The 12,665-nt window shown below is 44.0% G+C and carries 7 protein-coding genes; 5 read left to right on the top strand and 2 right to left on the bottom strand.

Annotated features, from left to right (window positions below; all coding sequences use genetic code 11):
* Positions 1-810: 810 nt before the first annotated feature.
* The gene (locus tag AC1Z3S_RS13085) at positions 811-5,508 is read left to right on the top strand and encodes a coiled-coil domain-containing protein (protein WP_461740726.1); all 4,698 of its coding nucleotides are present in this window, start codon (positions 811-813) and stop codon (positions 5,506-5,508) included.
* A gap of 104 nt (positions 5,509-5,612) precedes the next feature.
* Here the strand turns inward: AC1Z3S_RS13085 and AC1Z3S_RS13080 are convergent, their stop codons facing one another.
* On the bottom strand, positions 5,613-6,212 hold the full coding sequence (locus tag AC1Z3S_RS13080; protein WP_461740725.1) for a DUF2922 domain-containing protein: 600 nt from the start codon (positions 6,210-6,212) through the stop codon (positions 5,613-5,615).
* 413 nt (positions 6,213-6,625) lie between these two features.
* On the opposite strand from AC1Z3S_RS13080, the gene AC1Z3S_RS13075 reads away from it, so the two are divergent.
* Entirely contained in the window at positions 6,626-8,143 is a 1,518-nt protein-coding gene (locus AC1Z3S_RS13075; RefSeq protein ID WP_461740724.1) for an NlpC/P60 family protein, read from the top strand.
* A 153-nt stretch (positions 8,144-8,296) separates the two neighbouring features.
* Here the strand turns inward: AC1Z3S_RS13075 and AC1Z3S_RS13070 are convergent, their stop codons facing one another.
* A complete protein-coding gene (locus tag AC1Z3S_RS13070; RefSeq protein ID WP_461740764.1) occupies positions 8,297-8,791 on the bottom strand; it encodes a VanZ family protein in 495 nt (164 codons plus the stop codon).
* A 166-nt stretch (positions 8,792-8,957) separates the two neighbouring features.
* Here AC1Z3S_RS13070 and AC1Z3S_RS13065 point away from each other — a divergent pair, with 166 nt between their 5' ends.
* From AC1Z3S_RS13065 to AC1Z3S_RS13055, 3 genes are all read left to right on the top strand, one after another.
* Positions 8,958-10,745, top strand: coding sequence for a M3 family oligoendopeptidase (locus AC1Z3S_RS13065; RefSeq protein ID WP_461740723.1), 1,788 nt, complete (start codon positions 8,958-8,960; stop codon positions 10,743-10,745).
* 68 nt (positions 10,746-10,813) lie between these two features.
* Positions 10,814-11,056 (top strand): hypothetical protein, encoded by a 243-nt coding sequence (locus tag AC1Z3S_RS13060; protein WP_461740722.1) that lies wholly within the window; start codon positions 10,814-10,816, stop codon positions 11,054-11,056.
* A gap of 267 nt (positions 11,057-11,323) precedes the next feature.
* Positions 11,324-12,655, top strand: coding sequence for an amino acid permease (locus AC1Z3S_RS13055; RefSeq protein WP_461740721.1), 1,332 nt, complete (start codon positions 11,324-11,326; stop codon positions 12,653-12,655).
* Positions 12,656-12,665 lie beyond the last annotated feature (10 nt).

The following is a 12,665-nucleotide window of genomic DNA, read 5'->3' as shown; positions in this document are numbered from 1 at the left end:
ACAAACCGCTCCTCATCACGCTTCATTCATATTCCATTAAAAATTTTTAATTTTACGGGAATTTTTTTCACGTAATAAAAAAACATTGAGGTAGTAATCCTCATCAAAAAACGTTGCACTATCAATGAAACCGAGTTTTAAAAAATAACCACACTTTTATATTTTTTCACAAAAAAATTCTCTTTTTAACTTTTAAATGTAATAAAATTTCATATTTGTTAAAATTTTAATCATTTTTATCGAAATATGTTATACTTTTTATATATAATGTTAAGTTTTCCAGTTTAAAACTTCACATGCAAACGCTATCATAGCAAGCGGAACCATACATAGAAAATGGTCTACATCCAGATAGAGGCCCAGAGTTTTATTTGGAGAGAAAGTTATTAAATTGGTCTACGAATGAACCTGTTTTTATTTACATGAAAGGAGAACTGCGAAATGAGATTTCCAGCTAACCGGCTCCCTCATAAAATTTTCTGGTACCAAGATTCGCTACCTTTTTCTTTTGGCCCATAAGCAAAACATTAAGCTGGTGCTAAAATGAGCCTGCCAAAGCGTAGAGTGGCTGGACTATCAGAAAGTCGCTTCAAAAGCTGATGGATTAGGCTGGCTTTAAGCAACCTACCAGCTGCTTGACCCAATCCAGAACTAGTTATCAAAGAACTGTCCTCAACAAATTTATTATGGTAGCGTTCTCGAAGTTTTTTAGACATACGGCTCTCAGCCTACTAGGTATGCCAAAAGGAAAAAGCGTTATTAGGAAATTAGGTAGGATATTGTTAATTTTTTAAAAGGAGTGAATAGGAGATGAAAAGGAATAAATATTTTCGGTTTTTATTGTACTCAAGTACCGTTTTAATGGGGTTGACGACACCAGTCAATGTCCTTGCTATCACCACTTCCCAAGCGGAACAAAAGGAACAAAAAAATCAAGCTGCTGAAGCCCAAGCGGCAACTGAACTGCCAGCCGCCTATACCGAATACAAAGAGGCTTACGACAAATACGCAGAAGCAAAAGCAGCTTTTGAAGACTATAAATTAGGGGAAAACACTTTATATACGAAAGCCGTTGCAGCGAAAGATGACTATGATAAAGAGCTGCTAAATCTTGAAGCTGCCGAAGCTGAATATCTGGGATTAAAAAAAACTTATGAAGATGCTCAAAAAGCATATAATACCATTCTTGAAGAAGAATTCAATCCATTGAATTTACAGTATATGCAAGCTTTGCCGGCCTACAAAACCGCTAAAGAAAATTACGAAAAGCTGATAGAACCTTATAACCAGGCTGAAATAGCTTTTAAACAACAAGAAGGCGTCTATCTGAAAGCATTAGCTGATTACAATGCGCTTAAAGATTCCTTGGCAGCTGATAGCCAACTGCAAACTGACTTTTTAGCAGCGAAAGTCGAATATGATGCAAAGTTAACCGAGTATAAAAAAGCTAAAGCCGCTTACGAACAAGATCAAAAGGACTATCAAGTTTTAGTCACAAATTACACAACCTTGCTGACGACTTACGAAGAAAAGCAGCAAACCTACAATGAGAACTTAACAGGCTATAATCAAAAGAAAGAGCAATATGAGGAAGTTTTAGCTAATTACAACACGGCCGTAGCTGAGCTGACGAATCTAAATAGTGAAGTGGACCGTTTAACGCTGGAATATCAAACGAACTTAGCCCTTTACGAACCGCTTCAAGAGAAATATGAGGCCCAATATGCAGAATTGGCAGCACTGAAATCCAAATATTTTGAACAGTTACGTGCTTATGAAGGTGAATTGGCAACTTTAGAAGGCCAAATTACTACCCACAATCTCAAGGTTGAAGAGTACAATCAGTTGCGGGAGACTTATCTAGCTACCAAAGAAGCTTATGAAACGACGGTGACGACTTACAAAGAAACCACCACTAAGCTGAATGAGCTTTTACCAACCTACGAAGCCAAAGCCGCAGAATATCAAGCAGCGGTCCTCGTTTATCAACAGGAAACTGAAGCCTATAATTTAGCAAAAAGCACCTACGATGAAAATAAACGTAGCTACGAAAGCCAGTTGACTGCACTTGAAGGCGAACTAGCCACCTATGCGGCTAACCGAGATAGTGCCCAAAAAGTGATGGACCAATATGCTGAAGGCAGCGTCGAATACGCAACAGCTTACCAAACCTATAGTGAAAATGTTGCCTTATACAATCAGACGATGGAAAAGTACCAGCCGGTTAAAACCGCTTATGACCAATTACTAACTGAGTTTGAGACGACCCAAAGTAATTATGACACAGCAAAAACCGCCTTCAGCACTTTAGAAAGTAATTATCAAAGTCTGAAAACGGAATATGATGAGTTGAATGAGCAAAAGCTTTATGCTGAGTCCACTTATGAAACACTAGAAACAAATTATCAAGTAGCTGCCGACCAATATACCGCTGTCCAAACCGAGCACGAACGCTTGTTAGAACAAATCGCTGAGCTGACTGCGGAAAAAGATCGCGTTTCTGGTTTGTATGATGATCTGCTGGTGGCCTATGAGGAAGTAGCCAGTCAAATTCCTGAGGGGGATGCAAACTATCAGGAAGTGACAGCAGCCTATCAAAAAACCAAGGCGGCTTATGAAGCAGCGATGACAGCCTACACTACTGCCAAAGAAAATGCTGACAGTTTAAATGTCACAAAAACTGCTTTAGAAATTGACTTGGCTAGCTTGAATGCGACATACGACCAAGTAACCATTGAATTAGGCGAATTGAATGCTCAATTAGCGACGGTCATCAGCCAAAAAACAACGCTGGAAACACAATTAAAAATCCATTCAGAGACTTATGCGACGGTTTCTGCACAATTTGAGGAGGTTAAACAGCTCTTAGAAGTTGCCCAAACAGCTCGCCAAGCTGTGATTGACCAAGTAGCCGTGGCGGGTGCCGATTTAACAAGAGTTCAAGGCTTGTATACCGCTTTGCAAACTCAGCACGGCACGCTGAAAACTCATTTTGATCAAGTGATGGCTGAATATAAGAAAGCGGCAGATCTTTATGGTCCTCTTGCTACACAAAAGGCTTCATTGGATATTCTGTTGACAAATTTAGAAAGCCGCTTGAATGATGCCGGAGGTCTAAAAGATCAGTTCGAAGCGGCGGATAACTATTTTAAGAACGACTTGCAACAAACGCTTTCTAGCGCGCAAATGCTTTATCAAGCAGCTGTAGATGCAATTGATGACTATAAAGGAGACCCAGATGCAACAGCAATAAAACAAGCATTTACTGATGCAAAAGAAAAATACGATAAGATGCTCGGACTCTATCCAGCTGCTGAAACAGCGGTCAATGACTTTAACGACCCAGATAAAAATTCTGCTTATCAAGAGGTTCTGACGGCTTATAATGCAGCGCAAGCAGCTGTAGCGACAATCCAAGACGAAGCTTTTAAACCTTTAACAGACTTACTAGCTAGTTACCCAATCCAGTCCGAGCAAGCAATTGCTAACCTTATAACTTCTAATACAAAAACTGATGATCAGGAGAAATTAGTTGCTGATATAAAAGCTTGGCGGCAAGAATACCAAGAACAACAGGAAAGCAGCGCTAAGATCTTTGCAGAAAATAAAACAGCTATTACAGACTATCAAGCAAGCTATGCAGAATATGCCGCTAGCGGCCTCGTGACAATACCACCGGGTTCTGAGGAGTTTGATCCAACTGCCTTTATCACGGATGCGGAAGCCGTATTTGCAATTGACACTACGGAAGACCGCAATGTGACGAACTTAAATGCCTATATTCAATTAGTAGACCGTTTTATGGACGTGTTAGTTGAATATGACAAATTTAGGGCAGATTCTGTAGTGAACAAGGATGACGAGGACGGCCCTAGTTATGAAAAGAATTTTGCAGATTGGGCGGAATACCTTCAAAGTCCAAAACTTGTAGGTCAAGGTCTTGGTGCCACAATTGATTTTAGCTTTATAGACGAGAAATATGCGACAATCGATTCCAATGAGGAATGGGAAGAGATGCGGCAGGCTTATCTAGCTAAAGGAGAGGTGTATTCCAAAGAGATACCTGCCTGGAGGGAATATATAAATAAGGTAACGAATGCTTGGCTAGATGCAAAGAAGGCTTTCAATGCGGATGCCGAAGCAATCATGGATGGTACCGACGTTTCAGTTCGAAGCCTGCTAAGCCTAATCGATAATGGCTCTCTTTACACTATGGCAAATAAGTTAGAAGATGATTTTGCCAGAATTCCTCCATTAAATTACGAGGAAATGGAAAGAGCTCTGACATATGGGCTATACCGAGTATATCAATACAATAGAGACGACGATGGTGACCCTTTCCAATTTTATTTAGATTACGGAAAAGATTACGCTTCATTGGATTATTTTATGGCCTACGGTAATTTCAATCCTGTACAGGCGCAGATATTAACGGAAATGCCATTAACTCCTAGCTTGAGACTTGATCCAGAGTTGATATTAAAACCTTTTGCAATCGAGACACCGACTGTTGCTATTCCAGTGCCTGAAGAACCCGATAAGCTGACGTTACCGCTATTAGGTCCGGTTTCCATGACAGATTTGGATATCACGCTGAGGGAACCAAGTATTACGGCAACAGGTGTGAAAGAAACCACTTTGCCAGGCTTGGAAAACTTGCCAGAGGTCAGCCCGCTTGAGTTTATTACGATGACCACAGAGGTGGCGACACCAATTACCGTAGTGCTGCCGGATTTGGAAACTACCACCGGTGTCACGGAAACTACATTGAATGTCAGTGATCCAACGCCAAATGCCGAACCAGAAAAAGCAGATAGCGTCATTGTTGACGTGCCGGAACCAGTCAAGCCGACTCCCGAATTCACGGAGTCGCCAGCCTTTGAAGGCGTCGAAAAACCGGAATTTGACCCGACGCCGATTGAAACACCTGAGGACCCTGGCGATGGCGTGATTAAAGAGGAAGAAGAAGAAATTATTATCACTGAACCACTGGAACCAGAGGAAATCGAAACCGTCGAACCGGTCGAGCCAGAACCAATACCAGAAGTTGACCCACCGGTATTGGAACCAGAGGATCCGACCGATCCGACTGATCCAACCGATCCGACTGACCCGACCGATCCAACTGATCCGACTGACCCGACTGACCCGACCGATCCAACTGATCCAACCGATCCGACTGATCCAGAAAACCCTGGCAATCCGACAAATCCAGGTAATCCAACCGATCCAAATTCAGGTGTCGGTGGTACCAACACCAATCGGACACCGGGAACAGGCGGCACGATTACCATTAACTTCAGTGGCAATCGGACGGCCAATAGGCTTGCCAACACATCAGGGCTGCCAAATACCGGCAGCAGCAACAATCAGCTTTTACCGCAGACTTCAGAAGTTAATCCAGCTTGGTACCAACGCCTTGGTGCCGGCATGCTAGGTCTGTTGGGCGTGGTGGGCATTGGCCGCCGCAAACGCAGAAAAGCTGAAGAAAATAAAGAATCTAAATAGATGATTTATCAGCCAAGCAGCGCCGCTGCTTGGCTGTTTTTGTGCAGGTCAAAAAAACTTGTCCGGCAGGTCCGTAGTTAGAATTATTTTTGCGCTCTACTTGGCTAAGCCGCTCCCCGCGCCAAATACGCCTCTTGATGAGAGGCGGCCCTGTGATTTGCAGCCGGCAGAAGCAGGCAACACTGCTCCCACAACAGACTCAGCGGCTTTTTGAAAAACAGCCGGAGAAAGCTGGCTTTTACTGTAGTCGCAAATTCAGCTGCTTGCTGCTGGCTTGATTTGACAGCTAATTGATTTTCGCCACAGCTGTTTTCTGCCCTTTTCTTTAGACTTAATTCTGGCTTTCTCTCTGCCAACAGCTCAGCCCTCAACTCTGGTTCCAACTTTGCTTCCAACGACGGGCTAATTTCCTTAGCTGACAATGGCTGTGGCGACTTTTGGAAAGGTCGCTGGCGCATTTGTCGTTTGGCAGCCTGGCGGGGATTAAAGTCATCAAATAGCGGTGTAATCCGCTTTTCAACGTATTTCGCCCCGATAATTTCCGTGTACAGCTGCACGCCGTTACGGACAAAGAGCTTTAAGGCGATGATTTCACTCATCGCCCAGCGGACAATGGCTGGACTTAGATTTTGATGGCAGCAGTGAATAATCAGCGTTTTGCGGCTGCCGTCTGCATTTCTAAAGATTAAATGTAATTTTCGCATGGTATCTCCCCCTTTTTTCCCTTCATAATATAAACAACCTGAGCCGGCCAAAAATCAACACCTAAAGAAAAAAATTTTTCCCGTCAAGTTCGAAATCTACTTGCTTATTGTCAAAAATGGGGAAGCAAATTTTTTTGACTTTAACTTTTTAAAAAAAGATGCCATCAAGAAAAATATTTTTTCAGGTTCCATCTGAGGGGATGTTCAAAAAATTAACAGCGGGCGGAAAACCTGAGAATTCAGAGTTAGCCGTCAAACATCCGATAAAAGACTTATCATTTCGCAATTGTGTAGCCTTGCTCAAAGCTGTCAAACCTGAAAAAAATAAATTTTTCAGCTCGCCGTAATTAAATCCGTATACAATGAAGGTGATTTCTTAACGGTTCTATTTACCATGAAACGGAGGGAGAAAAATGAAAAAAGGTCAGCCCTTGTATAAGTCCCGCTTGCTTTTAAGCTCATTTTTGCTGGTGCCCGTCTTAACGGCTGCACTATGGAGCGGTCAAATCGCCCAAGCCGCCGATGCCGACGCCACCTTTGACCAGAGCGGGCCGAATACTGCACCCGTCACACCAGAAGTAAGCCCGCCCCCTGAACAAACACCCGAACAGCCGCCGGAAACACCTGTAACTGAACCGCAACCGGAACCGACACCGTCCCCCTCGCCTGAGTCGCCAGCTGAAACACCAAATGAGAATCCCAGTGAAACGCCTAGCGAAACCCCAGCGGAAGGTCCCGCCGAAAGTCCGCCGCCCACTGCTGCTCCCGCTCCGCCCGCAGAATCCGCTGCCCCGTCGGAAACCGCCAACTCACAAGCACCTGCCGAAAAGTCCCAGACACCAGCACCGCCGCTAACTATCAACTTGACGACAGATGTTACCACCGCCCAGCAAGCACTGCGGGAGGTTGCCTTGGCTCAAGTTGGCAAGCCCTATGTTTTAGGCGCATATGGTCCCGATAGTTTTGACTGCGGCGGCTTGGTGAAATACAGCTACCAGCAGGCTTTGAACATTGACTTACCGATGGGCACCACCAATCAAGAACGCTACGGGGAAGAAGTTAGTTTTGAGACTTTACAAGTCGGCGATTTATTATTTTACGGAGAACGAGGCGCTGCTTATCATGTCGCCATGTATCTTGGCGACCAGCAGATGATTTACGCACCGCAGCCGGGAGAAACCGTCAAAGTTACGCCGGTCAACTATTATCCACCTAGCTTTGCCAAACGAATTTTACCCACCACTTCATCCATTCAAACAGAATTAGCACTTATTGGGGATTGGCAGGGCACAGGTGTCGATCGTCTTGGCGTCAAAAAAGCGACCAGCTACTTTCTCAACTATTCACTGACCGCTGACCAAATCGATTGGCAATTTGACTACGGTCTGCCAGAAGATCAAGTGCTGGTTGGCGATTGGAATGGTGATGGTCAAGATACGCTAGCTTTGAAACGGGAAAATCGTTTTTATTTTGACAATGATTTGACTGATGACTTGATTAACCATGAACTGGCCTATGGCAACTTGGAGGACACAGCGATTGCTGGTGATTGGGATGGTGACGGCATTGATACAATTGCTGTTAGGCGGGGAAATATCTTCTATTTTACCAATAATTTTGAAGCCACGACAGCGGAATTCACCTTTGCTTTTGGCCACGATGATGACGAAATTTTAGTCGGTGACTGGGATGGTGATGGTAAAGACAGTGTGGCGGTTAAACGGGGCAATGTTTATTATTTTACTAATTCTCTTGAGACAGAGGAACAAACTTTTTCTGTAACCTTTGGTGCCGCTGAAGACGTTGGTTTAGCCGGCGATTGGGATGGCGACGGCCAAGACAGCATTGCCGTCAAGCAAGGTAGCAACTACTATTTCTGCAATGATCTCTCCAACCCAATCGCAGAATTTTCATTGCATTTTAATCCGTAGAAGAGCTAGATAAAAAAATTTCAACTTCACCCTATTTAAACTATCAAAAATTTCAAGCTAGCATTTTAGCTTTGCAACTCTGACTTTGAACAAAAAACTAAAACAAGGCCCAGCAAAAGTTCACTCTTGCTGGGCCTTGCTAGTTATCCTTAGCTATCTTCTTTTTCGTTTCTTGAATATCAGCCCGACTAAAAAAGTCAGCACAATCGCGGTTGCCGCCCCCACTGAATCCAGCATCACATCTTGGAATAATGGCGTGCGGCCGCCGGTCAACATCTGATGAAATTCATCTGTCGCCGCATAGCCGGTGGCCGACAGCCAAGCCAAAATCATCGGCAAAGCGGTCAGCTTGGTTTTGTTGCGGGTGCCTAAAAACAAGCCCCAGCCCATTACAAAATATGTGCCGAAATGGGCGCCTTTGCGAATAAAAAATTCGACAAATTTAAAATAGCCAGAGGCGGCAATGCTGACCTCTGAACCGCCGTAGACAAAGGAAATGCCGCTGAGTTGGTCTTTGAAGGGTTCATTTTTCAAGAGGCTTTGCAAGAGGCCGATTTGTGATTGCTGCTCATAGGTTTGCGATGAGCTGATAAATAAGATAAGCATGGTAAGAGCGGCCACGGCTAAATAAAAATTGCCGTTTTTCATGGATTTACTGATTGTTTTCTTCAAAAATTTCGCTACTTTCTATTAAAAAATATCTCTGCCTTCTATCTTACCATGCCAAATTTGAATGCCAAGCCTTACAGCAGAAAAAAACTTTGCTATACTTAGGAAAGTATGAAGAAAGGTTGGTACATGCATGAGATATTCAATGAAATGGGATTTAGACAGTATTTTCACCGGCGGCAGCAGCTCGCAAGGCTTACAGGAGCGGATGACCTTATTAAAACAGCAGGCCAAAGATTTCTATTCCTTAGTTGACCGCTATCAAGGGAGTGATGCTCCAGAAAAGCTCGTCGAGGTTGTGACGACTTTAGGCATCGTCACCAATGGCTTTAGCCAATGCAATAGCTTTATCACCGCTTTAAACTCAGCGGACGTCACTGATGCCAAAGCCAAGGTTTTAGCCGGCGATTTATTTGCCCTTTTACCGACAATCCGCTTGGCTGAAACGTTATTTTCAAAAAAATTAGCGGAAATTTCCGATGCCGCTTGGCAGGAATTAGCTGACGACAGCCAAATTGCTCCATTGGCTTTTCGCTTAGGTGAAATCCGCCGCGACGGCCAACGCCTCTTGAGCAGCGAAGCCGAAAACATTATCCAAGTGCTTGCTTTAGACGGCTTAAATGCTTGGAGCTCGCATTATGATACGATTGTTGCCACAATTCAAATTCCTTTTACCGAGGATGGCAGCGAAAAAATGTTGTCAGCCGGTCAAGCCTTCAACACGATGATGGGGGACGCCGATGCCGCTGTGCGCCAAGAATTATTTACAAAATGGGAAGCAGCTTGGCGGGAAAAAGGCAGCATTTTAGCCGATACCTTAAACCATTTGGACGGCTTCCGACTCTCCACTTATAAGCTCCACGGGGAAGACGATTTTTTACAGGAGCCGTTGGAGTATAACCGGCTCAAAAAAGAAACCTTGGATGTGATGTGGTCGACCATCGCCAAAAACAAACAAGGCGTGATGGACTTTTTGACCCGCAAAGCCCAATTGTTCGGCAAAGAAAAACTTGATTGGCAGGATCAAGATGCACCGATTATCTTAGGGGATTTAACGGAAAAAACCTATTCCTTTGATGCGGCAGCCGACTTTATTTTAGAACATTTCCAAAGCTTTAGCCCGAAAATGGCGACCTTTGCCCAATCGGCCTTTGAAAAATCTTGGATTGAAGCGGAAAACCGCCCCGGCAAACGTCCTGGCGGCTACTGTGAAGGCTTCCCAGAATCAGAAGAATCACGGATTTTCATGACCTATGGCGAATCAGTCAATGAAGTGGCCACCCTGGCCCATGAATTAGGCCACGCCTTCCACAGCAGTTTATTGTGGGATTTACCGGTTATCAATCAGGAATATGCTATGAACGTGGCGGAAACCGCCAGCACCTTTGCGGAATTAATTGTTGCTGATGCGACCTTGAAGGAAGCCCAAACCACCGAAGAAAAAATTAATTTATTAGATACTAAATTGCAAAATGCTGTGGCGATGTTTATGAACATCCACGCCCGCTTTATTTTTGAAACCAATTTCTACGAAGCCCGCCAAAAAGGCTTAGTTTCAGAGGCAGAAATTGCTGACATGATGCTGGCGGCACAAAAGGAAAGCTATCTCGATCAATTGGGCAGCTATCATCCTTATTTCTGGGCAGCAAAATTGCATTTCTTTATTGATGATGTTCCTTTTTACAATTTCCCATATACCTTTGGTTATCTTTTCAGCATGGGAATTTACGCCTACGCCAACCAGCATCAAGGAAATTTTGAGGACCAATATATTGCATTACTGCGGGACACTGCCGTGATGACCTCAGAAGATTTAGCCCAAAAACATTTGCAGGTTGACCTGACTAAACCTGACTTCTGGCAGGCCGGCATTGATATGGTGATGAAGGATATCCAGCAGTTTATGGACCTGACAGAAAGCTATGTGAAATAAAAAACCTGCTGCTCGCTCCAAAAAAGCTGAGTCCAGCTGCAGCCTAGATGATTAAGGGGAGAACTTTGATGAATCAAGAAGAAATTTTCGCCAAATTACAAGAATTAATCGGCCAAGGAAACCTTGAGGCCGCCCAAAATTTCTTTGACGAACACAAGGAAAACCTGGGGGATCTAGCCAGTCAAGCCGGCAATCTTTTAGAAAATGCCGGCGGAGTTTCCGGCATCATGGATAAAGCCCAAGAGTTTATTAGCAATCAAGAGGGCCTTAGCAGTCTGGCGGATAAATTCAAAAACTTTTTCGGAAATTAAAATGTTTACCTTATCTTAAACAACAGCAAGAAGAAGCAAACAGACCTGAATCCGCCGTTTTTTCGCAAAAAGATGTAAATCTTTTGAAAAAGCCAAAGGATTCTTAAGGTGCTGTTTGCTTTTTTTTGCAGCTAGGCCTTTAGGCGAGCTTCCGGCAGGCGAGCCGCCCTTGAAACTTGAAAACTTTCTGTTATTATATAAAAGAATTATCTGAAAATTCCCACGATATTTTCGGATAAATTATTTTATATAAGAAGGAAGAGTTTCATGGAGAAAAATTTACAAAAACGGATGACCTCCCGCCATATCACAATGCTAGCTTTAGGTGGAGCAATTGGCGCTGGCCTGTTTAAAGGCAGCGGTGAAGCAATCGGTCTGGCTGGGCCGGCTCTTATCTTAGCTTTTCTAATTGGCGGACTGTTATTATTTGTCGTGATGAACGGCCTCGGCAAAATGGTGGTGGATCAAGAAAATCCCCACGGCTTATCAGGAATTATCCAGCCTTATTTAGGCGATCATGCGGCGGATTTTATCGACTGGCTCTATTGGTCCTTGTGGATGATTAATATCATCGCTGAAGCGGTCGCCGCCGCCAGCTTTTTACAATTATGGTTTCCCCAGGTGCCAACCTGGGCCTTTGTTCTGATTTTAGCTTTGTTGACTACCATCATCAATTTATATTCCGTTCGACTATTCGCCGAAACCGAGTATTGGCTGGCCTTTGCCAAAATTGTTATCATTCTATTACTAATTTTATTCGGCCTTTATCTGGTCGCTCAACAAATTTTTGCAGGCGGCTGGCTAACAACCTTCAGCCAGCTCACCAGTCATGGCGGCTTTGCTCCTAAAGGTCTTTCCGGTTTGGTCAGCTCCCTGCTGATTGTGATTTATTCCTATGGCGGCTCAGAGCTAATCGCCATCACCGTTTCAGTAACGGAGGACCCGAAAACAGCCATTCCCAAGGCAATCAAAGGCGTAATGGGCCGCATTGTGTCTTTTTACATTGTACCGATGATTTTACTTCTGACGATTTATTCTTGGCAGACTCTAGCGGCAACTTCTGTTAGCCCTTTTGTGATGGTCTTTGAAAAAATGCAAATCCCATACGCAGCCGATATCGTTAATTTCGTCATTATTCTGGCCCTCTTTTCGTCGATTAATTCCGGCGTCTACGCCTCTTCTCGGACATTATTTTTCCGGCTGAAGGATCAGACCGGCATCGGCAAGCAGCTGGCTCGTCTAAACAAACATCAAGTTCCACAGCGGGCGGTGCTATTTTGCACCGGCACCTTGTATGTCGGCGTTATCCTAGCTTATTTTTTAGGCGATAACCTTTTTAATTATCTTGTCGGCAGCCTCTCCTACTCGGTTTTAGCGACTTGGATGCTAATCAGCTGTGGCGCCTTCGTTCTCGCCCTTAGAAAAGGCCGCCTCTTTGAAAAAATACTCAGCGGCGGGGCAATTGTCAGCCTCAGCTTGATTTTAATTGGCATTATCGCCTCAAACACTTGGGGCGTGACGCTATTCACTGCCCTTTTATATACGGTGATTTTCTTTAGTTATCGGGGGCGAGGGACGGTGCCGGCTTTGGAAAAATAAGCATAAAAAA

This window comes from Enterococcus sp. LJL90 (genome assembly GCF_056924355.1).
The sequence above is the reverse complement of the archived record's forward strand: the minus strand, read 5'-3'. Positions and strand labels throughout refer to the sequence as shown.

Coding starts and splice junctions, on each gene's coding strand:
- AC1Z3S_RS13085 (WP_461740726.1), top strand. CDS start 811: ATGAAAAGGAATAAATATTTTCGGTTTTTATTGTACTCAAGTACCGTT.
- AC1Z3S_RS13080 (WP_461740725.1), bottom strand. CDS start 6,212: ATGCGAAAATTACATTTAATCTTTAGAAATGCAGACGGCAGCCGCAAA.
- AC1Z3S_RS13075 (WP_461740724.1), top strand. CDS start 6,626: ATGAAAAAAGGTCAGCCCTTGTATAAGTCCCGCTTGCTTTTAAGCTCA.
- AC1Z3S_RS13070 (WP_461740764.1), bottom strand. CDS start 8,791: ATGAAAAACGGCAATTTTTATTTAGCCGTGGCCGCTCTTACCATGCTT.
- AC1Z3S_RS13065 (WP_461740723.1), top strand. CDS start 8,958: ATGAAATGGGATTTAGACAGTATTTTCACCGGCGGCAGCAGCTCGCAA.
- AC1Z3S_RS13060 (WP_461740722.1), top strand. CDS start 10,814: ATGAATCAAGAAGAAATTTTCGCCAAATTACAAGAATTAATCGGCCAA.
- AC1Z3S_RS13055 (WP_461740721.1), top strand. CDS start 11,324: ATGGAGAAAAATTTACAAAAACGGATGACCTCCCGCCATATCACAATG.